The sequence below is a fragment of the Streptomyces sp. NPDC048434 genome, assembly GCF_043200375.1.
GTDB lineage: Bacteria > Actinomycetota > Actinomycetes > Streptomycetales > Streptomycetaceae > Streptomyces.
Genome location: NZ_JBICXQ010000029.1, coordinates 1 through 20,840, shown reverse-complemented (window position 1 = coordinate 20,840; position 20,840 = coordinate 1). Strand labels below are relative to the sequence as shown.

The 20,840-nt window shown below is 71.8% G+C and carries 19 protein-coding genes; 11 read left to right on the top strand and 8 right to left on the bottom strand.

Going from position 1 to position 20,840, the window contains the following annotated elements; all coding sequences use genetic code 11:
- The first annotated feature begins 51 nt into the window (after nucleotides 1-51).
- Both ilvD and ACGFWI_RS29795 read left to right on the top strand, forming a co-directional pair.
- Nucleotides 52-1,902: a dihydroxy-acid dehydratase gene (ilvD, locus tag ACGFWI_RS29800; protein ID WP_393909148.1), complete on the top strand. Its 1,851-nt coding sequence runs from the start codon at nucleotides 52-54 to the stop codon at nucleotides 1,900-1,902.
- A gap of 285 nt (nucleotides 1,903-2,187) precedes the next feature.
- Nucleotides 2,188-2,571, top strand: coding sequence for a VOC family protein (locus ACGFWI_RS29795; RefSeq protein ID WP_393909147.1), 384 nt, complete (start codon nucleotides 2,188-2,190; stop codon nucleotides 2,569-2,571).
- Nucleotides 2,572-2,638: 67 nt separating this feature from the next.
- Here ACGFWI_RS29795 and ACGFWI_RS29790 read toward each other — a convergent pair whose 3' ends face one another.
- The 3 genes from ACGFWI_RS29790 to ACGFWI_RS29780 form a co-directional block, all read right to left on the bottom strand.
- Complete coding sequence (locus ACGFWI_RS29790) at nucleotides 2,639-3,343, bottom strand: helix-turn-helix transcriptional regulator (RefSeq protein WP_393909146.1); 705 nt, start codon at nucleotides 3,341-3,343, stop codon at nucleotides 2,639-2,641.
- 173 nt (nucleotides 3,344-3,516) lie between these two features.
- Nucleotides 3,517-3,807, bottom strand: a complete 291-nt coding sequence (locus ACGFWI_RS29785; protein ID WP_393909145.1) for a DUF397 domain-containing protein — start codon at nucleotides 3,805-3,807, stop codon at nucleotides 3,517-3,519.
- The gene (locus ACGFWI_RS29780) at nucleotides 3,789-4,631 is read right to left on the bottom strand and encodes a helix-turn-helix domain-containing protein (RefSeq protein WP_393909144.1); all 843 of its coding nucleotides are present in this window, start codon (nucleotides 4,629-4,631) and stop codon (nucleotides 3,789-3,791) included. Before ACGFWI_RS29780 ends, ACGFWI_RS29785 begins: the two co-directional genes overlap by 19 nt.
- Before the next feature lie 169 nt (nucleotides 4,632-4,800).
- Between ACGFWI_RS29780 and ACGFWI_RS29775 the strand changes: the two genes are divergently transcribed.
- The gene (locus ACGFWI_RS29775) at nucleotides 4,801-5,025 is read left to right on the top strand and encodes a hypothetical protein (protein ID WP_393909143.1); all 225 of its coding nucleotides are present in this window, start codon (nucleotides 4,801-4,803) and stop codon (nucleotides 5,023-5,025) included.
- Nucleotides 5,026-5,179: 154 nt separating this feature from the next.
- On the opposite strand, the gene ACGFWI_RS29770 is transcribed toward ACGFWI_RS29775, so the two are convergent.
- Nucleotides 5,180-7,513, bottom strand: coding sequence for a PQQ-binding-like beta-propeller repeat protein (locus ACGFWI_RS29770; RefSeq protein WP_393909142.1), 2,334 nt, complete (start codon nucleotides 7,511-7,513; stop codon nucleotides 5,180-5,182).
- A 217-nt stretch (nucleotides 7,514-7,730) separates the two neighbouring features.
- Between ACGFWI_RS29770 and ACGFWI_RS29765 the strand changes: the two genes are divergently transcribed.
- The 5 genes from ACGFWI_RS29765 to ACGFWI_RS29745 all read left to right on the top strand — a co-directional run bounded on the left by ACGFWI_RS29765 (nucleotide 7,731) and on the right by ACGFWI_RS29745 (nucleotide 12,351).
- Entirely contained in the window at nucleotides 7,731-8,051 is a 321-nt protein-coding gene (locus tag ACGFWI_RS29765; protein WP_393909141.1) for a peptidase, read from the top strand.
- A gap of 197 nt (nucleotides 8,052-8,248) precedes the next feature.
- Entirely contained in the window at nucleotides 8,249-8,818 is a 570-nt protein-coding gene (locus ACGFWI_RS29760; RefSeq protein ID WP_393909140.1) for a hypothetical protein, read from the top strand.
- A 252-nt stretch (nucleotides 8,819-9,070) separates the two neighbouring features.
- Complete coding sequence (locus ACGFWI_RS29755) at nucleotides 9,071-9,910, top strand: class I SAM-dependent methyltransferase (RefSeq protein WP_393909139.1); 840 nt, start codon at nucleotides 9,071-9,073, stop codon at nucleotides 9,908-9,910.
- Between the two features lie 176 nt (nucleotides 9,911-10,086).
- A complete protein-coding gene (gene sigJ, locus ACGFWI_RS29750; protein ID WP_393909138.1) occupies nucleotides 10,087-11,088 on the top strand; it encodes an RNA polymerase sigma factor SigJ in 1,002 nt (333 codons plus the stop codon).
- A 126-nt stretch (nucleotides 11,089-11,214) separates the two neighbouring features.
- Complete coding sequence (locus ACGFWI_RS29745) at nucleotides 11,215-12,351, top strand: NAD(P)/FAD-dependent oxidoreductase (RefSeq protein WP_393909137.1); 1,137 nt, start codon at nucleotides 11,215-11,217, stop codon at nucleotides 12,349-12,351.
- A 59-nt stretch (nucleotides 12,352-12,410) separates the two neighbouring features.
- Here the strand turns inward: ACGFWI_RS29745 and ACGFWI_RS29740 are convergent, their stop codons facing one another.
- From ACGFWI_RS29740 to ACGFWI_RS29730, 3 genes are all read right to left on the bottom strand, one after another.
- A complete protein-coding gene (locus tag ACGFWI_RS29740) occupies nucleotides 12,411-13,847 on the bottom strand; it encodes a M1 family metallopeptidase (protein ID WP_393909136.1) in 1,437 nt (478 codons plus the stop codon).
- Nucleotides 13,848-13,901: 54 nt separating this feature from the next.
- Nucleotides 13,902-15,509, bottom strand: a complete 1,608-nt coding sequence (locus ACGFWI_RS29735) for a SulP family inorganic anion transporter (protein WP_393909135.1) — start codon at nucleotides 15,507-15,509, stop codon at nucleotides 13,902-13,904.
- 232 nt (nucleotides 15,510-15,741) lie between these two features.
- Nucleotides 15,742-16,143 (bottom strand): hypothetical protein, encoded by a 402-nt coding sequence (locus tag ACGFWI_RS29730; RefSeq protein WP_393909134.1) that lies wholly within the window; start codon nucleotides 16,141-16,143, stop codon nucleotides 15,742-15,744.
- Nucleotides 16,144-16,485: 342 nt separating this feature from the next.
- Here ACGFWI_RS29730 and ACGFWI_RS29725 point away from each other — a divergent pair, with 342 nt between their 5' ends.
- From ACGFWI_RS29725 to proC, 3 genes are all read left to right on the top strand, one after another.
- Entirely contained in the window at nucleotides 16,486-17,289 is an 804-nt protein-coding gene (locus tag ACGFWI_RS29725; protein ID WP_393909133.1) for an ABC transporter ATP-binding protein, read from the top strand.
- The gene (locus tag ACGFWI_RS29720; protein ID WP_393909132.1) at nucleotides 17,286-18,074 is read left to right on the top strand and encodes an ABC transporter permease; all 789 of its coding nucleotides are present in this window, start codon (nucleotides 17,286-17,288) and stop codon (nucleotides 18,072-18,074) included. The genes ACGFWI_RS29725 and ACGFWI_RS29720 overlap by 4 nt, the downstream gene beginning before the upstream one ends.
- Nucleotides 18,075-18,175: 101 nt before the next feature.
- Nucleotides 18,176-18,985: a pyrroline-5-carboxylate reductase gene (gene proC, locus ACGFWI_RS29715; RefSeq protein WP_393909131.1), complete on the top strand. Its 810-nt coding sequence runs from the start codon at nucleotides 18,176-18,178 to the stop codon at nucleotides 18,983-18,985.
- Nucleotides 18,986-19,131: 146 nt separating this feature from the next.
- On the opposite strand, the gene trpS is transcribed toward proC, so the two are convergent.
- Complete coding sequence (gene trpS, locus ACGFWI_RS29710; protein WP_393909130.1) at nucleotides 19,132-20,151, bottom strand: tryptophan--tRNA ligase; 1,020 nt, start codon at nucleotides 20,149-20,151, stop codon at nucleotides 19,132-19,134.
- Nucleotides 20,152-20,840: the final 689 nt, after the last annotated feature.

The window sequence follows — 20,840 nt, the reverse complement described above, 5'->3', positions numbered from 1 at the left end:
AGGTACCGGCGCCGGCGGTCGTACGGACGTAATCCCGAGGGAGTGACCATCGTGCCCGAGCTGAGGTCCCGCACCGTTACCCATGGCCGCAACATGGCCGGCGCCCGAGCCCTTATGCAGGCCTCCGGCGTAGCGCGGGAGGACTTCGGCAAGCCGATCATCGCCGTCGCCAACAGCTTCACCGAGTTCGTGCCCGGCCACACCCACCTCCAGCCGGTCGGCCGGATCGTCTCCGAGGCGATCCACGAGGCCGGCGGCATCGCCCGCGAGTTCAACACCATCGCGGTCGACGACGGCATCGCCATGGGCCACGGCGGCATGCTCTACAGCCTGCCCTCCCGCGACCTGATCGCCGACTCCGTCGAGTACATGGTCGAGGCGCACTGCGCCGACGCGCTGATCTGCATCTCCAACTGCGACAAGATCACCCCGGGCATGCTGATGGCCGCGATGCGGCTCAACATCCCGACGGTCTTCGTCTCCGGCGGCCCGATGGAGTCCGGCAAGGCGACCCTCGTCGACGGCACGGTCCGCACCCTCGACCTGGTCGACGCGATCTCGGACGCCGTCAACGACAAGATCTCGGACGAGGACATCCTCCGCATCGAGGAGAACGCCTGTCCGACCTGCGGCTCCTGTTCCGGCATGTTCACCGCCAACTCCATGAACTGCCTGACCGAGGCGATCGGCCTCTCGCTGCCCGGCAACGGCTCCGTGCTGGCCACCCACACCGCCCGCAAGGCGCTGTACGAGAACGCCGGCCGCACCGTCGTCGAGATCACCAAGCGGCACTACGACGAGGACGACCACACCGTCCTGCCGCGCAACATCGGCACCCGCGCCTCCTTCGAGAACGCCATGGCCCTGGACATCGCCATGGGCGGCTCGACGAACACGATCCTGCATCTGCTGGCCGCCGCGCAGGAAGCGGGTCTCAGCTTCGACCTGGACGACATCAACGCGGTCTCGCGCCGGGTGCCGTGCCTGGCGAAGGTCGCGCCGAACGTCGCGCCGGGCGGCACGTACTACATGGAGGACGTGCACCGGGCCGGCGGTATCCCCGCCATCCTCGGTGAGCTGTGGCGCGCCGGCATGCTCCACGAGGACGTGCACACCGTGCACAGCGCCTCGATGGACGAGTGGCTCAAGACCTGGGACGTGCGCGGCGGTTCACCGTCCGACGTGGCCGTCGAGCTGTGGCACGCGGCCCCCGGCTGCAAGCGTTCGGCGACCGCCTTCTCCCAGTCCGAGCGCTGGGCGAGCCTCGACGTCGACGCCGAGGGCGGCTGCATCCGCGACATGGCGCACGCCTACTCCGTCGACGGCGGCCTGGCGGTCCTCAAGGGCAACCTCGCCGAGGACGGCTGCGTCGTGAAGACCGCCGGCGTCGACGAGTCCATCTGGACCTTCGAGGGCCCGGCCGTGGTCTGCGAGTCGCAGGAAGAGGCCGTCGACAAGATCCTCAAGAAGCAGGTCAAGGAAGGCGACGTCGTCGTCATCCGCTACGAGGGCCCCAAGGGCGGCCCCGGCATGCAGGAGATGCTCTACCCGACGTCCTTCCTCAAGGGCCGCGGCCTGGGCAAGACCTGCGCCCTGGTCACCGACGGCCGCTTCTCCGGCGGCACGTCCGGCCTGTCCATCGGCCACGCCTCGCCCGAGGCGGCGGCCGGCGGCACCATCGCCCTCGTCGAGAACGGCGACCGCATCCGCATCGACATCCCGAACCGCACGATCGAACTCCTCGTCGGCGACGTGGAGTTGGAGTCCCGCAGGCTGGCCCTGGAGGGCGTCTACGCGCCCAAGCAGCGCGAGCGCAAGGTCTCCCAGGCGCTGCGCGCGTACGCGGCGATGGCGACCAGCGCGGACAAGGGCGCGGTGCGTGATGTGAGCAAGCTGGGCTGACGCTCAGCAGTCAGCAGTCAGCAGTCAGCAGTCAGCAGTCAGCAGTCAGCAGTCAGCAGTCAGCAGTCAGCAGTCAGCAGCAGCGAGAAGGCCCCTGTCGTGTGACGGGGGCCTTCTCGCTGTGCGTCTGCCGGGAGCGGCGGGGGCGGTGCGCACGCCCCGCTGCTTGGTTCGCGCTCCGAGGTCACCGGCCGTGCGTGCGGAAACACCGACAGGGGGTTGTCGCCGCCGCCCCCGAGGGTGGGACGAGCCGGGACCCGCCCGGCGCGATACGAGAGGGACGACATGCCTAGATTCAACGGCATCGGCTGGTTCGAGATCGGCACCGACGACCCGGCGGCCGCGGAGCGGTTCTACGGGGACGTGTTCGGCTGGACGGTCTCGCACGACGACACGAAGAGCACGGACCCGGCGTACCAGATCCTCACCACGGGCGACACGGAGGGACTGCACGGTGGACTCTTCGCGACACAGGGAAAGACGCCCAACTATGCGGTCTTCACCGTGCTGGTCGAGGACGTCGAGGCCACGTGCCGCCGGGTCGAAGAGGCGGGTGGCCAGGTCCGGCGCGCGCCGGCGGCCAACCCGGCCGGGGTGACTTTCGCGCACCTGCTGGATCCGGCCGGTAACCACTTCGCGGTGTTCACGCCGCCGCTCGCCCGACCCTGAGCGGTCGTGCCGACGGGCCGGCCGGTCGGCGGGGCCTGCCCGGCCTGGCCGGCCGAGAGTTCGGCGGTCAGCTCAGGGTGAGTTGATGGACGATCCCGTACGGGATGTCGAGGTCCTCGCTGCGCAGCGAGCGTGGCGTGGGCACCTCGGCGGTGACCGAGACCGAGGTGATCCGGTCGGTGCGGAAGGCGCGCAGGGCGTCGCGCATCCGACACCAGGCCACCAGATACCAGTGGGTGGCCGTGCCGACGTAGCCCAGCGGCTCGATCTCCCGCATCGTGGTGGCACCCTCGCGGTCGCCGTAGCCGATACGCAGGACGCGGCCGGTGGACAGCGCGTCGGCCACCATGCGCGGCATCGACGGCGGGGTGCCCGCGTCGTCGCCCCCGAGCAGGTGGATGCGGCCGGCCAGGTCGTGGGCCGCGGCGGCGTCGTCACCCTGCATCGCCGCGACCAGCTTGCGCAGCGCCGAGCCCGCGGTGGCCTGGAACGGAGTGCCCTTCAGCCGCCGCAGCGCCACCGCCATCGCGACGGCCTCGCCCGGCGTGAGGTTGACCGGCGGCAGCGTGCGCGCCTTGTCGAGGCAATAGCCGCCCGTGCGGCCGGACTCGGCATAGATCGGCACCCCCGACTGCTGCAGCGCGTTGATGTCCCGTTCGACCGTGCGCACGCTGACCTCGAAACGACCGGCCAGCCAGCGGGCGCTGCGCGGGCGGGGCGCGACCGCCCGCAGCTCCTCGACCAGGGCATAGAGACGATCGGTACGGTTCACGCGCGCCAACCTACAAGCCGGGTACGACAAGAGACGGCCGACGGGTGCGGTGCGCGACAGGGGCCGGGTTCGCCCCCTGTCGGCGCGCGGGAGGCCTCTCCTACGGCAACGGCCCCCGCCGCGGGCGAGCGACGGGGGCCGGTCTTCGGGCCGGCCATGAGGGCCGGGGCGCGTCAGACGCCGGGGAGCTGCCCGCTCTTCACGGCGGCGACGAAGGACGACCAGGCCGGGGCTTCGAAGAAGAGCGCGGGGCCGTGGGGGTCCTTGCTGTCGCGGACGGGGACGAGGGCGGGGAGGTTGTCGGCTACCTCGACGCAGTTACCGCCGTCTTGGTTGCTGTAGCTGGACTTGCGCCAAGTGGCGGCGGTCAGGAGGTCGTCGGAGACCTCGATGCACTGACCGCCGTCCGGGTTGCTGTACGTGCTCTTGCGCCAGGTCACGGTGCTCAGGTCGATCGCTCGCACGGCACTTCCTCCAACATCCGCATGACGAACTTCCGCGATTCGGCCGGGCTCAACGCCAGGTCACGCACCGCATCGTACGCGCGTTGCAGACGCTCAACAGAACTTGTTTCCTCGATGAGTTCGCCCCGGTGGGCGTTCTCCGTGTAGGCGACGGTACGGCCGTCCAGCAGTCGCAGGAACATCACATCGGTACTTACCAAGCCGTGCGGCTCAGAGCCATGAGGCAGTACATGGAGCGTGAGGTTCGGACGCTCGGCGGCCTCGGCCAGGTTCTCAAGCTGTGTTCGCCACTGCTCAGCATCTTCCAGTGACGTGCGCAACACGGCCTCGGACAGGATGGTGCGGAAAGGCGGCGCATCATCACCCATCAACACCTCGCGGCGTCCCATGCGGGCTTCGACCTGTCGCTGCAGTTCTTCGCCTTTGGTGCCGCTCGCCGCTAGGACTACGTGTGCGTACCCATCCGTCTGAAGCGTGCCAGGAAGCACGCTCACGCCGAAGTGCCACAGGCTTAACGCCTCCGCTTCCAGCGTCATATATCGCCGGTACCGCTCCTTGAACTGCTTGGGGTCCCCCGCCGCCAACTCCCACAGCGTCAGCAGGAGATCCTTCGTCCCGTAGTGCTGGTCCAGCGCCTGCGCGACCTCCGGGCTCCCGAGGGTCTGCCCGGCCTCCATCTTGCCGAAGAGCGACCAGTCCCAGCCCAGCACGTCGCCGAGCTGCCGCAGGCTGTCGCCCTTCTGGGCGCGCAGTAATCGGAGTTCTTCGACGAACCGTTGGCGCGGCTCCTGGCTCCGACCGGTGACCGCTCGCCTCGGCGGCATGGCGACCTCCTCCGTGGAAGGTGTGGAACTAACGGTGCGTGGCCGCGAAATACAGCCCGCAAGCGGCATTCGTGCCCTTTTCCGGGTCCATTCTCGTGAGGTCCGGAACACACACGGTAGTGGCGCTCCGGAGTCTCAGGCAGGGAAACGGCAGACGGGAGCGGCACATATGACGACGCAACGACGGGCGGCGGACGACACGATGAGCGAGGCCGAGACGGCCTGCGAGGAGCTGGCCGCCGCGCTGAAGCGGACCGGCATCGTGCTGCCGTCGCTGGCCGTCGACCCGGTGACGTACGGCTACGAACAGTCCCGCGTCCTGGTCGAGTTGGGGCGCTGCAATCTGGAGACGACGCGCAAGCTCATCGCGGTGCTCCAGCGGGCGGCCCGGTGAGCGCGGGTGCCCCGTACGTCTCCCCGGCGTGCCACGTCGGTACGCACACGAGGTGCACCAAGGGCACCCCCGGGCCCGAGACCGTCGCCGCGGTCCCGGGCGTACGGCGCGAGGCGTGTGTCTGTCCCTGCCATGCGGGGGCCGGGCCCGGCCGTCACCAGCCCGCCGGGTCCGCTGCCGCTGCCGAGAAGACGCTCCCGTCCGGCGCCGCCGCGTAGACGCGGCCCCGCGGGCCGTCCACCAGCGGGGCCGGCAGCGATTCCACGAACCCGTTGTGGCGGCCGTGCATCCGGGGCGGTGTCTGGCCCAGCAGTTCGCCGGAGCGGGTGTCGACGGCGAGCAGCCGTCCGTCCGCCGCGGTGAAATACAGCCGGTTGCCGTTCACCACGGGTGCCGAGCCCCGGCTGACCGAGGTCTCGGTGTCCCACTTCCGCTCGCCGACGGCCTGCAGCGCGCCGCCCTCGGCCAGCAGGTATACCGATTCGCCGCGCACCACGGCGGATACCCCGTCCAGTGGCGCGGTCAGCTTGAGGCGCCGGGTGTGGCCGGTGGCCGGGTCGTAGCGGAGTACGGCGGTGGTGCGGTACGACAACGTCGGGTCGGTGACGGTCAGATAGAGCGTTCCGGAGGCGCCGGTTCCGGCCAGAGCGAGCGTGCCGGGCAGCCGCCGGTTCGAGCGGACCCTGCCGTCGGCCGGGTCGATGGCGGTGACCTGGGTGCCGGTTCCGTCGGGGGTGGCCTCGGCGGCGTAGGCGGTGCGCGGATCGCCGTACGCCGTGAAGGCGGGCAGCGCATGGCCGGGGAAGCGCTTGTGCCAGCGCTGCTTGTGGGTCGCGCTGTCCAGCGCGGTGACCGTGCCGTCCGCCGCCGTCATCAGCACCTGGTCGCCGACGATCCGGGCCCCGCCCTCGTATCCGGAGACGTCCTTGCTCCAGCGGGTGGCGCCCTTGCCGTCGGCCGACGGGTCCAGTGCCGTCAGCCGGCGGGCGTCGGCGGAGAAGACGTACAGCAGGCCGCCGGAGAGTGCCGGCGGAGTCGGTGAGGCGGCGTACTTGAGGGAGTTCTTGCCGGTGGAGCCGTCGTCCGTGTGCCGCCATGCGACCCGCCCGGTGCCCGGGTCGAGCCGGGCGGCCAGTACGCCGTGCTGGCCGCAGAAGACGGCGCCGGAGCCGGTGGTGCAGAACGGCAGCTCGGCGGCGTATCCCTTGGGGCGCTTGGTGAGCGTGGTGTGCCAGGGGCGGAAGTCGGCCTGGCCGGCGCGCGACGGATGGATCTGCAGCGCGGGGTCCTGCCCGTGGTCCGCCGGGGTCAGCGCCTGGATGCCCGCGAACGTTCCGGCTCCGGTCACCACCAGCGCGAGAGCGGCCCACAGGGGCCAGCGGCGAGGTCGGCCGGAGCGGGCGGGGCGTTGGGGGTCGTCGGGGCGTCCGGGATCGCAGGCGTGTCCGGTGTCGGCGGTGTCTCCGGGGCCGACGGGGCTCTCGGCCGGCGCGGGTACACGGACATGCGTCGTCTCGGCGCGCGGGGGTGTGGCCGCGGCCCGTACGGGCTGCCGCTGTTCCGGTATCCGTATGTCCGGCAACGCGCTGCCGGGCGACGCGGGGTCCGTCCTCGCACCACCGAGCGGTGCGCCGAACGCCGCGCCCAGCGGCGCGCCCTCCGGGGCGTCCGTCCGCAGCAGCTCCATCAGCGCATCCGGCGTCGGCCGGTCCGCGGGATTCTTCGCCAGACAGCTTTCGATCAGCGGCGCCAACTCCTCCGGCACGCCCGCCAGATCGGCCTCGTCGTGCACTACCTGATAGGCGACGAGATACGGGCTCTCCGAATCGAAGGGCCCGCTTCCGGTGGCGGCGTGCACCAGCACCGAACCCAGCGCGAAGACATCCGCAGCCGGTCCGACCTCACGCGGCCGCTGGAACTGTTCGGGCGCCATGAAGGGCGGCGTACCGATCAATTTGCCGGTTTCGGTGCGCATTTCGCTGTCGGACGGCCGGGAGATACCGAAATCAATGACTTTCGGCCCATCGGCGGCCAGCAGCACATTTCCCGGCTTGAGATCGCGGTGCACGACCCCCGCCCGGTGAATGTCACGCAACGCCTCGGCGAGTCCGGAAGCCAGTCTGCGGACTTCCGCGGGCGCCAGCGGCCCCTTCCGCTTCACATGGTCGGAAAGGGTCGGGCCGGGAATGTGGAGGGTCGCCATCCAGGGGCGTACGGCGTCCGGGTCGGCATCCACGACGGGCGCCGTGAAGGCCCCGCTGACCCGCCGCGCGGCCGCCACCTCCTGCCGGAACCGCCCGCGGAACTCAGGGTCCTGGGCGAATTCGGCATGGATGACCTTGACCGCGAGTACCAGCCCGGAGGACGAGCGCGCCAGATGGACCACACCCATTCCGCCGGAGCCGAGCCGCGCCTCCAGGCGGTATTGCCCGGCGTACTCCGGATGCTCCGCTTCCGGGCCGACCCCGGGGTCGCGCAGCGATGGCATGGTTCCACCCCCGTGTCGTTCCCTTGCCAATTCGGTCGCAGGTGCGACGCGCGGAGCCTAGTCGATGGCGCGTACGACATGAACGAGGCTTGCTAGCGTGCGCGTTGCGAAACCGAAGCGGGTCTCCGGACGTGCATCGTCAGGAGCTCCATCAGGAGCTTCTTCACGGGCTCTTTCATGAGCTCTTTCATGAGCTTGATCAACGGGGGAAAACGAAATGACGACTCAGGACCAACAGGGCGCCGTGGAACAGGCCGGCGACCAGGTGCTCGCCGCCGCGGCCGGCGGTCTCACCTATCCCGTCGCACCCGGCTACCGCCTCAAGGTCCGCCAGGGCCCCGGCACCAACTACCCGGTCGTGCGCCAGCTGGGCGAGGGTGCCCGGATCCAGATCCGCTGCCAGCAGTACGGCCAGTCGGTCAGCGGCCCGTACGGCACCTCGGACATCTGGGACAACATCGCGCCCGGCCAATATGTCGCCGATGCGTACGTCCGGACGGGCAGCAGCGGCATGGTCGCGCCGCGCTGCATGACCTGAGGCGCGGGGCCGCACAGCCGCGGAGCCGCGGTGCGGCACGGCTGTGGGACCGCGGTTGCGGGTCCGGCTGTGGGTCCGGCTGTGGAGCCGCGGCTCCGCGCGGCTGTCGTATTGCGGCTCCGGGGCATCGCGGCGTCGCTGGTCGCTCCGGCACCGGGTCGCCGGGGCCGCCGGGCCCGCCGGGGATAATCGCTGCCATGAGCGATGAGCAGAAGCCCTCCGGCGGTCCGGAGTCCGGCAGCCCGGAGTCCGGCGGCCGGGCGCCCGCCGATGCCGGGCCCGGCGGCCCGGAACCGGAGGAGATCCGGTTCTTCGGCACCACATGGATCCACCACGACGGCGGCTACGGCCTGCGCCGGGCCGGCGTCGCGGTGGGCTCGCTCGCGCTCGCCGCGGCCGGCGCGGTCGTCCTGCGCTTTGCGTTCCAGGGCCTGGAGATCGCCGCCGTCGGCTCGTTCGTCGGCATCCTCGTCGTCGCGGGCTTCGCCATCTGCAGCGCGCTGGCCTTCCGCCGCACCTGGGACGGCTTCGTGCGCCGCCCCGATCCGGCCGCCCGGAGCGCGGCCGACAAGTCCTCCCAGGGCCTGATGCTGATCGGCTTCATCGGCTCGCTGCTCGCCTACTTCTGCCGCAGCCTCGTCGAGGCCCCGGGGGAGAAGCTGCACCGCGCCGAGCACACGGCGGCCCGCGAGCGGTACGAACGCCGTCGTGGCGCCCGTACCGGCAACCCGGCAGCCAAGAAGTTCCGGCCCAAGAAGCGCCGTTGACCAACGGTTCGTGCCGCTGACCGACGGGCACCGCTGACGTGGCGGGCGGCTTGGCCCTTCGCGTCCTCGGCGTGGCGGGCGGCCCTCGGGTGGAACCCTCGCGCGGCTCCCGGTGCGTCTCGTCGAGGATCCGGACCGGCACAGTGGCGCGGCCCGCCCGCCGTGTTCCGGACCGACCAGGTCCACAAAAACCTGTTCCGACTTTTTCGCCGGTCCCCGCGCGCGCTCGGTGCCGTTGGCAGGATGAGCCGTATGCCGCACCGAACTGCTCAGGAGCAACTGCCCCCGGCGTCCCAGCCCTTACCGCCCTCCCCGGTACCGGACCACGCCACCCTCGCCCGGTCGTTCGACGCGGTGGCCGCCCAGTACGCCGCCGCCCGCCCCGGCTATCCACCGGCCCTCTTCGACGCGATCGAGGAGCTTGCCGGGCAGCCGCTGGCCGGGGCGCGGGTGCTGGACGTCGGAGCCGGGACCGGTATCGCGACCGGGCTGCTCACCGGGCGCGGGGCCCAGGTCACCGCCGTGGAGCCGGGCCCCGGCATGGCCGCCGAACTGCGCGCTGCCCACCCCGGCACCCCGCTCGTCCGCGCCCTGGGCGACGCGCTGCCGTTCTCCGACGACGCGGGCTTCGACCTCGTCGGCTACGCACAGGCCTGGCACTGGACCGACCCGGCCCGCTCCGTCCCCGAGGCGATGCGGGTGCTGCGGCCCGGCGGTGCGCTCGCACTGTGGTGGAACATCCCTGACCAGGACGTCGACTGGGCCGCCGAACAGGAGGCCCGGATCGCCCGCCGGCTGCCCGAGTACCACGGCCACGGGGTCTCGCCGGAGGCCCCCGACCTGATCCGCGGCCTCGGCCTCGACTTGGATCCCGCCCTCCGGGTCCTGCACTGGACGCGGCGGGTCCCCCTCGACACCCATCTCGCGATGCTGGGCAGCCGCTCGTACTTCTCCGCCATCGGCCCGGCGGCCGCGGCCCCCGTCCTGGAGGCCGAGCGGACGGCCCTGCTGGAGATCTTCCCCGGCGGCATCGTCGAGGAGGCCTATGCGCTCGACCTGACTGTCACACTCCGGCCGCCTGCCTCGTCGTAAGGGTCGTAAGGGCGGAAGCCCCGGCGCGAAGGCCGGTGCCTCGTCTGATCGGCGGACGGCTCGTCGTCTCCCGGCGGACGCCGCATGTCGTCAGGGCGGACGCCGCATGCCGTCAGGGCGAAGGGCCGGACGGCCGGACGACCGGACGACCGGGAACGGAAGCGGAGGAGCGGGCGATGGCGCAGCCGGAGACGGAGACGGAGACAGGGACGGCGACGGAGGCGGGTACGGGCGGACGGAAAGGCGCGCCGGACACCAACCGGCTCGCGCAGTTCGAGGAGCAGCGCGGGCGGCTGTGGGCCATCGCCTACCGGATCATGGGCACGGTCACCGACGCCGATGACGCCGTACAGGAGGCCTGGCTGCGCTGGCAGGCGCTGCCCGACGAGCCGCCGGTGGTCAGCCCGCGCGGCTTTCTCACCACCGTGGTGAGCCGTATCTGTTATGACCTGCTGGGCTCGGCCCGCGCCCGCCGCGAGACCTACGTCGGGCCCTGGCTGCCGGAGCCGCTGCTCGACGGCGCCAGGGGCCCGGTGCCCGTCGGCACGGGGGGCCAGGAGGCCCCCGGCGGCCCCGAGGACCGGATCACCCTCGACGAATCCGTCGGGATGGCGCTGCTCACCGTCCTGGAGCGGCTCACCCCGGCCGAGCGCACCGCCTTCATCCTCCACGACGTCTTCGCGGTCCCCTTCCCGGAGATCGCCGAGGCGGTCGGCCGCACCCCGGAATCCGTACGGCAGTTGGCCTCCCGCGCCCGCAAGCGGGTACGGGCCGAGGCGCCGCGCCGTACCGTCGACCGCGCGGAGCACCGCCGCACCGTCGAGGCGTTCCTGTCCGCCGTCATGGGCGGTGATCTCGACGCGCTGCTGTCCGTCCTCGACCCGGAGATCGTCTGGCGTTCGGACGGCGGCGGCAAGGTGAGTGCCGCCCGCCGGCCGGTGCTGGGCCGCGAGAAGGTCGCCCGCTATGTGCGGGGCCTGGTCACCCGCGGCACCCAACGGGAGGGTCTGCGGGTCGCGTTGACGGAGGTCAACGGAGCCACCGGGCTGGTCTTCGTCGACCCGGCGGGCGAGCAGTCCGGGGTGTTCGCCTTCACCGTCCACGCCGGGCGGATCACGGAGGTGGACGCCGTCATCAACCCCGACAAGCTCGGCCACCTCGACCTCGACCGGCTGTAGGGCGGCGGCCGGCGGGCCGGGGCGCGAACCGGTCGCCCGGCCCGCTGTCACACTTCGCCGCCCCGCGTCGTCCCCCTTCCGACGCCGCGCACCACCCGGTGCGGCGCCCCGAACCCAGGAGGCAGCATGAAGAGCGTGGCGAGGCAGCGGCTGCGGGTCGTGGTCCTCGGTGGCGGCTACGCGGGCACCATGGCCGCGCTGCGGCTCGCCCCGTATGCGCGGGTGACCCTGGTCGACCCCGGCGACCGGTTCACCGAACGGGTGCGGCTGCACGAACTGGCCGCCGGCCGCCCCGAAGTGGACCACTCCCGGGCCGCGATGCTGCGCGGCACCGGCATCGAGCATCTCGCCGCCCGTGCCACCGCCCTCGACCCGGGAGCCCGCGCCGTGCACACGGACTGCGGCCGCACCCTCCTCTACGACCGGCTGGTCTACGCCCTCGGCAGCCACACCGACCTGGGCGGCACCGGGCCCGCAGGAGCCGGCGACCGTGCGCCGTGGGAGCGGGCCTTCACCGCCGAGAGCGCCGCCGCCCTCCACAAGCGGCTGCGGGACGGCCCGGGGGCGCTGGCCGTGGTCGGCGGCGGGCTGACCGGCATCGAGATGGCCGCCGAGATCGCCGAGGCCCACCCCGGGTGGCAGGTCCGGCTGCTGACCGGAGGCGAGATCGGCGGCGGTCTGTCGGCCCGTGGCCGGGCCCATGTCCGTACCGTCCTCGGCCGGCTGCAGGTCCGCGTCGAGGAGGGCCGCCGGATCGCCGGCGGGGATGCCGTGGACGCCGACGCCGTGCTGTGGACCGGCGCCATGGCCGCCGCCGGCGGTCTCGCGCGGGACGCGGGCCTGGACACCGACCCGGCCACCGGCCGGATCCTGGTCGATGCGGCGCTGCGCTCGGCCAGCCACCCCGACATCTATGCCGCGGGCGACGCGGCCGCGGCCCGCACGCCCCGCGCCGGGGCCCTGCGGATGTCCTGCGCCACCGCGCTGCCCACCGGTTCGCAGGTGGCCGGCGCGATCATCGCCGAGTCCCGCGGCACCGAACCCCGCCCGCTGTCGTACGGGTTCTTCGTGCAGTGCGTGAGTCTGGGGCGGCACGACGGTCTGATCCAGTCGGTACGGGGCGACGACACCCCGCGCGAGCGGGTGCTGACGGGCCGTCCGGCCGCCCGGGTCAAGGAGCAGGTGGTCCGCAACGCCGTCCGCGTCCTGCGGCTGGCGGCCCGCCGGCCGGACGTCATCCCGCTGATCCCGGGCATCGGCTGAGGGGCGGCACCTGCCATCGAGGCGCCCGCTCACCCCTCCCGCTACGAGGAGACCCAGGCTCAGTACACCCGCTCCGGCTTCCCCTTGCCGTACAGCCACACGTTGAACAGCCCGGTCAGATCCACGTCCGTGCGCGCCTGGCAGAAGGCGATGAATTCCCGCGAGTCGGCATTGGAGTAGCGGTACTTGGCGGCCCACTCCCTGAGGATCTTGAAGAAGGTCTTGTCGCCGACGGCGTTCCGCAGCTGCTGGAGCACCATCGCGCCCCGCGTGTAGACGGCCGTGCCGGTCACATTCTTCGGCTTGCCGGGATTGCCCGGCGGGAAGGCCCAGACTTCCTTGTTCTTGGAGCGGTAGAGCGCATCGAACTGCTGCTGCGGGGTCTTGCCGCCCTTGTGCTCCGCCCACAGCCACTCGGCGTAGGTCGCGAAGCCCTCGTTGAGCCAGGTGTCCTTCCAGGTCTTCGGCGTCACCGAGTCGCCGAACCACTGGTGGGCCATCTCGTGCACCACGGTCGTGGTGTCCGGCGCCCCGGCGTAGACCGGCTTGGTCTGGGACTCCAGCGCCACCCAGGTGATCCGGGCCGGTGTGTGATCGACGATCGCGCCCGCGGAGGAGAAGGGGTAGGGGCCGAACAGCCCGCTCTCCCACTTCACGATCTCCGGCAGCCGCTCCAGCGGCTTCTTGCTCGCCTTGGCCTCCGCCGGGTCCACCGCGACATACAGCGGCAGCCCGTCGCGCGTACGGGACCTGTGGACATCGAATCTGCCGATGGAGGCGGTGGCGAGGTAACTGGCCATGGGCTGCCCGTTGTGCCACTCGAAGGTGGCCCGGCCCTTGGCCACCTTCTCCGACCGGTAGTCCCCGTTGGCGACAGCCGTATAGCCCTTCGGCACAGTGATCTTGAAGCCGTAGGTCGCCTTGTCCCCCGGGTGGTTGTTGCCGGGGTACCACGTCATGGACCCGGCGGGCTCGCCCGAGACGAACGCCCCGTCGGGGGTCTTGACCCACCCCTCCGTCGTACCGTCCGGATCCTTCAACTCCTGCGGCGTTCCCGCGTAGTCGACGGTCGTACGGAACTCGGCGCCCTTCCTGAGGCCCTCGACGGGCCGGACGATCAGCTTGTGCCCCTTACGGGAGAACGCGGCGTCCCTGCCGTCGACCCGTACGTCCGACACCCGCAGCCCCTGCAGATCGAGTTGGAAGGAGCGCAGGTCCTTGGTGGCCTCGGAGGTGATGTCGGCGGTCGCGTCCAGCCGCCTCTTCTTCACGTCGTAGTCGAGATCGAGCCCGTAGTGGCGCACCTGATAGCCGCCGTTGCCGAGTGCCGGGAAGAGCGGATCGCCCACCCCGCCGCTGCCCGCCGCCCCCTGGACGCCCACGGCGCCGCTCGCGCACGAGGAGAGCAGCAGGGCGACGGACAGGGCGGCGGTCGCGCCGCAGGAGCGGAAGGGCCGGCGATTCACAGCACTCCAAGGGTCGGCGGTCACAGGCATCCCGACCCTACGGTCATTTCCGCCGTAACACCGGTCCCTTCCGCTTAGATCGCCTTACGGGGCGATGGAAGGGGTTTTCTGCCGGTTGGTCCCGTCCGGTCCGCGCCGCTGTTCCTCCCAGCTGCCCAGCGCGGCCGCGCACGCATGGTCGAGATGCCGCAGCCCGGACAGGTCCAGCTCGATCTCCCGGTCCTCGGGCAGCGCCTCCAACTGGTCGAGCAGTTTCGGCAGTCGCAGGAAGGTGGCATGGCCGAGGGCCCGTACGCGGATGGGGCGCCGGGGTCCCGGGGCGCCCGTTCCGCAGTTGGCCGTGGCGTCGCCGGCCGTGGTGTCTCCGGTGGCGGGTGCCGCCGGCTCGTCCAGCCCGACGATCTCCAGGTGCACGTGCGAGGTCTCCCACGCCGACTTGGCGACGGCCATCAGCAGCCCCAGCAGCACCCCCTCGAACATGTTGGTGGCCACGATCGCCACCGCCGTCGCGGCGAGCACCACGGCCTCACCGCGATGCTCCCGCCACAGCGGACGCCACTGCTTCACCGGGAGCAACTTGCCGCCCGCATGCACCAATACGCCGGCCAGCGCCGCGACCGGCACCACGCCCAGAGCCGCCGGGAAGGCCACCGCGAAGACGAGCAGCCACACACCGTGCAGCACCCGCGAGGCCTTCGTCCGCGCCCCGGCCTGCACATTCGCGGCGCTGCGGACGATCACCGCGGTCATCGGCAGCGCCCCCAGCAGCCCGCACACCGTGTTGCCCGCGCCCTGGGCCATCAGCTCCTTGTCGTAATCGGTCCGCGGCCCGTCGTGCAGCCGGTCCACCGCGGCCGCGCTGAACAGCGACTCCGCCGACGCGATCAGGGTGAACGCCAGGACGGTGCCCAGCGCACCGGCCACCGCCCCCGCCTCCGTCAGCCGCAGGAAGTCCGCGCCGCCCGGCGGCTGGACGACTTCCAGCAGGCCCGCCACCTCGACCCGGGCCACCGGCAGATCCAGCACGCACACCACGGCCGTTGACAGCGCCACCGCCACCAGCGGCGCCGGCACCACGCGCGCCGCCCGCCGCCACTTCGGCCACACCACCAGCAGCACGATGGTCCCCGCGCCCACCGCCAGCGCCGCGAGCGCGGCGCCGGACCCGGCGGTGTCCGCCGCGAGTTTCGGCAGCCCGCCCAGATTCGCCGGCCCGCTGCCCGGCGCCTTGGCGTCCGCCAGGGCGTACAGCTGCCCGGCGATCAGCACCAGCCCGATACCGGCGAGCATCCCCTGGACGACCGCCACGGAGATGGCCCGGAACCAGCGCCCCAGCCGCAGCGCCCCCATGGCCAGCTGGAGCACCCCGGCGATCAGCACCAGCGCGCCCAGCGTGCCGAGCCCGTACTCCTGCACGGCCTCGTAGACCAGCACGGTCAGCCCGGCCGCCGGGCCGCTGACCTGGAGACTGCTGCCGGGCAGTAACCCGGTGAACAGCCCGCCCACGATCCCGGTGACCAGCCCCAGTTCGGCCGGCACCCCGGACGCCACGGCCACCCCGACGCACAACGGGACGGCGACGAGAAAGACCACGAGCGAGGCGGTGACATCGGCACGCCAGAGCGACAGCGCTTGCCGTGACGGTATGGACGGCCGGAACGAGCGGAGTCGGGCAACACGGAACCTACGCATGAGGATGCCTCCAGCGAGTGCGAGATGCGGTGGCGCACGGATACGCACGGGACGCACGGAACGCACGAGCGGACGCGGAGCGGCGCGGGCAGCAAGCCGGAGACGGGCGGCCTGCGGCCGGCGCTCGTCTGCTGCCGCGCAGCGCCACGAGGCGCGCGCCATGAAGGGGGATGACGGCTGGATCCGTCGGATGCGCGGGCCGGGGGAGGCCCTTGGGGGCAGCTCTCAGCTCTCAGCAGCGGAAGACGAGGTGATGGACCGGCAGTTCGCCGGATCTCGACAGGGGGACCGCCTGCCGGCCGGTCAGCGGGACGGTCACCCGCAGCCCGCACTCGGTGTGTACCGGGCCGGTGGTCGACACGGTCGTGACCGGTGGCCTCGGAGCGGAGACCATGGCCGTGGAACGGCCGCCACGGCGCGGCTGGCAGCGGTCGCCGCCGGGTTCCGGGTGTTCCGAGGTGTCCGACGCCAACGGCGCGGTGCCCGCGGGACCGGGCCGGACGGCGCCGTTCGCGGCCGGGGCGGCCGACGCGCTCTCTCCGTACGCGCCCTCGGCGAGGGTCGGCAGGGCAAGTACGACGGCCATGACGATCAACAGGAGCCGGCCGAGGCCGCCAACCCGGGTCTTCGCCATCGTCGCCCCTTCCGGCGCGGCTGGACAGGTCACCCCATTGTGTCCAAGCGGACACGCAGGACCGCAACTCGGTATGTAACCACCCTGTAAACGCGGAGTTATCGACCAGGGACGGCCGGTTCCCTTCACTCCGGCGCCCGCCGGTGTCCGCGCCGCCTCCTCATGCGCCGCCCTCGCACCCCACTCCGCCGCCTCGCCCTCCCAACGGCCCATCGGCCCCCACGGGCCGACTTCCCCGACTCCGCCCCCTCCGTCCCGCTCGTCACCTCGCCCTCCATCCCGCCCCGCCCACCGCGTCCGTACGGGTTGACGGGCCACCCCGCCCGGAGCAGTATTCATCGCATGATGAATTATGGCCGTGACCCCGCCGTCCACGCCCACGACCTCACCGTCGTCCGAGGCGGCCGCACCGTCCTCGACGCCCTCACCTTCGACGTGCCCCGCGGCCGGATCACCGGCCTCCTCGGCCCCTCCGGCTGCGGCAAATCCACCCTGATGCGCGCCGTCGTCGGCACCCAGGCCAAGGTCACCGGCACCCTCGACGTCCTCGGCCACCCCGCGGGCGACCCCCGGCTGCGCCCCCGCATCGGCTATGTCACCCAGGACCCGTCCGTATACGACGACCTCACCGTCCGCCAGAACCTCGACTACTTCGCCGCCGTCCTGCACCCCGGCCGGGCCGCCCGCGCCCGGCGCCGCGAGAGCGTCACCCGCGTCATCGAGGACGTCGACCTCACCGGCCGCGCCGACGCCCTCGCCGGCAACCTCTCCGGCGGCCAGCGCAGCCGGGTCTCCCTCGCGGTGGCCCTGCTCGGCGCCCCGGAACTCCTCGTCCTCGACGAACCCACCGTCGGCCTGGACCCCGTCCTCCGCCGCGACCTGTGGCACCTCTTCCACACCCTCGCCACCGACCGCGGTGCCACCCTCCTCGTCTCCTCGCACGTCATGGACGAGGCCGAGCGCTGCCACCGGCTGCTCCTGATGCGCGAGGGCCGCATCCTCGCCGACGGCGCACCCGACGCGCTCCGTGACCGCACCGGCTCCGCCACCGTCGAGGCCGCCTTCCTCCATCTGGTCGACGAGGCCAGGTCCGCGGGCCGGCCGCCGGCCCCCGGCACCGCCACCCCCAAGGAGTCAGCGCGATGACCACCGCACCCCTCCCCGCCGGCGCGCCGCACTCCGCCACCGCCCCGTTCTCCCCGTCCCGCACCCTGGCCACCGCCGCCCGGGTCCTGCGCCAGCTGCGCCACGACCCGCGCACCATCGCGATGATGCTCGTCGTCCCGTGCGTGATGATCGCCCTGCTGCGCTACGTCTTCGACGCCCGCCCGGAGACCTTCAACAGCATCGGCGCCTCGCTCCTCGGCATCTTCCCGATGATCACGATGTTCCTGGTGACCTCCATCGCCACCCTGCGCGAACGCACCTCGGGAACTCTGGAACGCCTGCTCGCCATGCCCCTCGGCAAGGCCGACCTGATCAGCGGCTACGCCCTGGCCTTCGGCCTGCTGGCGATCGTCCAGTCGGCCCTCGCCACGGCCCTGTCCGTCTGGGTCCTCGGCCTCGACATCATCGGCTCCCCCTGGCTGCTGCTGCTCGTCGCCGTCCTGGACGCCCTCCTCGGCACCGCGCTCGGCCTGTTCGTCTCGGCCTTCGCCGCCTCCGAATTCCAGGCCGTCCAGTTCATGCCCGCCGTCCTGATGCCCCAGCTGCTGCTCTGCGGCCTGTTCACCCCACGCGACACCATGCAGCCGGCCCTTGAGGCGATCTCCGACGTCCTCCCGATGTCCTACGCCGTCGACGGTATGAACGAGGTCCTCAAACACCCCGACATCACCGGCGACTTCATCCGCGACGCGGTCATCGTCAGCGGCTGCGCCCTCCTCGTCCTCGCCGTCGGCGCCGCCACCCTCCGCCGCCGTACGACCTGACACCGTCCCGGCCCTCGATACGCCCCGGCACCTCGCGCCCCCAGGTGCGAGGATGACGGGACAACCGACCAGGCACGCACCACGGCGAGGTGAACCGCAGCATGACCCAGAAGGTCGCCGTACTCGGCACCGGCAAAATCGGCGAAGCCCTGCTCAGCGGAATGATCCGAGGCGGCTGGGCGCCCTCCGACCTCCTGGTCACCGCCCGCCGCCGGGAACGTGCCGAGCAGCTGCACGCCCGCTACGGCGTCGAAGTGGTCAGCAACGCCGAGGCCGCCAAGTCCGCCGACACCCTCATCCTCACCGTCAAGCCCCAGGACATGGGCACCCTCCTGGTCGAGCTGGCCCCGCACGTCCCCACCGACCGCCTGGTCATCAGCGGCGCCGCCGGCATCCCCACCTCCTACTTCGAGGAGCGCCTGGCCGCCGGCACCCCGGTCGTACGGGTCATGACGAACACCCCCGCCCTCGTCGACGAGGCGATGTCCGTCATCTCCGCCGGCACCCACGCCACCGGCGCCCACCTCACCCGCGCCGAGGAGATCTTCTCCGGCGTCGGCAAGACCCTCCGCGTCCCGGAGTCCCAGCAGGACGCCTGCACCGCGCTCTCCGGCTCGGGCCCGGCGTACTTCTACTTCCTCGTCGAGGCCATGACCGACGCCGGCATCCTCCTCGGCCTGCCCCGCGACAAGGCCCACGACCTCATCGTCCAGGCCGCCATCGGCGCCGCGGTGATGCTCCGCGACAGCGGCGAACACCCCGTCAAGCTCCGCGAGAACGTCACCTCCCCGGCCGGCACCACCATCAACGCCATCCGCGAACTCGAAAACCACGGCGTACGCGCCGCCCTGATCGCCGCCCTGGAGGCCGCCCGCGACCGCAGCCGCGAACTGGCCTCGGGCAAGGGCTGACACCCCCGACGCGAGGCACGGCCGGCGCGAGACGCCGAGGACGCCGACGCGAGAAGCCGACACCGCCGACGCGAGAAGGGGCCCGCCCTCGCGGCGGGCCCCTTCCCCTCAAGACCGGGGGACCGGAAGAGGGGCCCCACCGCCCCTCACTTCATGGGCCGCAACCCCACCGCCTCGAACGCCGCGTCCACCCGCGGCTTGGCCAGCCCCCGGGCCCGCTCGGCCCCCGCCAGCAGGACGGCATCGACATACCCGGGGTCCGCCGCCAGCTCCGCATGCCGTGCCCGCACCGGCCGGAACATCTCCACCACGGCCTCCGCCACATCCTTCTTCAACGCGCCGCACGAGTCGTACTCCCCGGCCAGCCGCTGCGGATCACCGCCCGCACACGCGGCCAGCACCTCCAGCAAATTCGCCACCCCCGGACGCTGCTCCGGCTCGTACGCGACATCCCGCCCCGAATCCGTCACCGCCCGCAACACCTTCTTCCGCACGGCGTCGGGCTCGTCCAGCACATAGACGGTCCCCGCGGTCCGGGCATGCGACTTCCCCATCTTCGACGTCGGCTCCTGCAGATCCATCACCCGCGCCGCCACCGCCGGAAGCGTGGCCCGGGGCACCACGAACGTCGCCCCGTACCGCTGGTTGAACCGCACCGCCAGATCCCGCGCCAGCTCCAGATGCTGCGCCTGATCGCCCCCGACCGGCACCTCATGCGTGCCGTACGCCAGGATGTCCGCCGCCATCAGCGCCGGATACGTCAGCAACGACAGCCGCACACTCCCGCCGCGCGCCTGCACGGCCGCGGCCTTCTCCTTGTACTGGACCATGCGCCGCATCTCCCCGTCGGAGGCGGTGCACTCCATCAGATACGACAGCCGCAGATGCTCATCGACCTGGCTCTGCACGAAAACCGTGCAGAGCTCCGGATCCAGCCCCGCGGCCAGCAGCAACGTCGCGGCCTGCCGACTGAGCCGCCGCACCCGCGCCGGATCGTGCTCCACGGTCAGCGCATGCAGATCCACCACACAGAACAGCGCATCCGCACGATGCTGATCCGTCACGACCCACCGCCGCATCGCCCCGAGGTAGTTCCCCAGCGTCAGATGCCCCGTCGGCTGCACCCCACTGAAGATCCGCGTACGCGCCCCGACCGCCGTCGCCATCTCGTTCATTCTTCTTCTCTCCCGAGCTCCTGCACTCCGCTGAGTGCGTGCCGAGACCGCCGGCCTCGCCGGCCGGCTGCGAGAGGGAGATACGCGAACGGCCGCCGAAGCGGCGGCCGTGGTCATGCATGCGCTGCTGGTCGGCCGCCGTCAGGCGAGCCACCACTGCTGTACGAGCGCATGCGTAGTCATGCGCTCAAAGTACCCCGTCGGCCCATGCCGGGCACGGGTTTGAACAACCCCAACCCCTCGTGTAGTGTCCTCCGGGTTGCCACGGAGCCGACAGGAACCGGGCAGCCATCCGCCGCTTCGCGGCACACCACTACTGCACGGCCCCTCACCGGGACTGATTTCGGTATGCCGGAATTCGGACCGTGACGTGATTATGCGTCAACGAGGAATTCCGCTAAAGTAGTGATCACGCCGAAAGGCGCGGCAGATCAAATAGCCGCACCACGGCGGACCCCCTCCGACGGGGAATCGGAAACGAATTCGGACCGGCAACGGAACGAAATAGGATCTGATAGAGTCGGAAAGGCCGGAAAGCGAAAGCCGAACGGCCGACCCCGCTCCGACAGGGGCCAGACACGGAAACGGATCTGGTAGAGTCGGAAACGCGAAGAAGCCGAAAGGCGGAAACGCACCGGCGAAAATCGGGCCCGCAAGGATCTGATAGAGTCGGAAACGCA

Excerpts from the sequence above, each read along its gene's own strand:
- ACGFWI_RS29795 (WP_393909147.1), top strand. The coding sequence starts at position 2,188 with ATGCCTAGATTCAACGGCATCGGCTGGTTCGAGATCGGCACCGACGAC.
- ACGFWI_RS29780 (WP_393909144.1), bottom strand. The coding sequence starts at position 4,631 with ATGCCGCCGAGGCGAGCGGTCACCGGTCGGAGCCAGGAGCCGCGCCAA.
- ACGFWI_RS29775 (WP_393909143.1), top strand. The coding sequence starts at position 4,801 with ATGACGACGCAACGACGGGCGGCGGACGACACGATGAGCGAGGCCGAG.
- ACGFWI_RS29770 (WP_393909142.1), bottom strand. The coding sequence starts at position 7,513 with ATGCCATCGCTGCGCGACCCCGGGGTCGGCCCGGAAGCGGAGCATCCG.
- ACGFWI_RS29765 (WP_393909141.1), top strand. The coding sequence starts at position 7,731 with ATGACGACTCAGGACCAACAGGGCGCCGTGGAACAGGCCGGCGACCAG.
- ACGFWI_RS29760 (WP_393909140.1), top strand. The coding sequence starts at position 8,249 with ATGAGCGATGAGCAGAAGCCCTCCGGCGGTCCGGAGTCCGGCAGCCCG.
- ACGFWI_RS29755 (WP_393909139.1), top strand. The coding sequence starts at position 9,071 with ATGCCGCACCGAACTGCTCAGGAGCAACTGCCCCCGGCGTCCCAGCCC.
- sigJ (WP_393909138.1), top strand. The coding sequence starts at position 10,087 with ATGGCGCAGCCGGAGACGGAGACGGAGACAGGGACGGCGACGGAGGCG.
- ACGFWI_RS29745 (WP_393909137.1), top strand. The coding sequence starts at position 11,215 with ATGAAGAGCGTGGCGAGGCAGCGGCTGCGGGTCGTGGTCCTCGGTGGC.
- ACGFWI_RS29740 (WP_393909136.1), bottom strand. The coding sequence starts at position 13,847 with ATGCCTGTGACCGCCGACCCTTGGAGTGCTGTGAATCGCCGGCCCTTC.
- ACGFWI_RS29735 (WP_393909135.1), bottom strand. The coding sequence starts at position 15,509 with ATGCGTAGGTTCCGTGTTGCCCGACTCCGCTCGTTCCGGCCGTCCATA.
- ACGFWI_RS29730 (WP_393909134.1), bottom strand. The coding sequence starts at position 16,143 with ATGGCGAAGACCCGGGTTGGCGGCCTCGGCCGGCTCCTGTTGATCGTC.
- ACGFWI_RS29725 (WP_393909133.1), top strand. The coding sequence starts at position 16,486 with ATGATGAATTATGGCCGTGACCCCGCCGTCCACGCCCACGACCTCACC.
- ACGFWI_RS29720 (WP_393909132.1), top strand. The coding sequence starts at position 17,286 with ATGACCACCGCACCCCTCCCCGCCGGCGCGCCGCACTCCGCCACCGCC.
- proC (WP_393909131.1), top strand. The coding sequence starts at position 18,176 with ATGACCCAGAAGGTCGCCGTACTCGGCACCGGCAAAATCGGCGAAGCC.
- trpS (WP_393909130.1), bottom strand. The coding sequence starts at position 20,151 with ATGGCGACGGCGGTCGGGGCGCGTACGCGGATCTTCAGTGGGGTGCAG.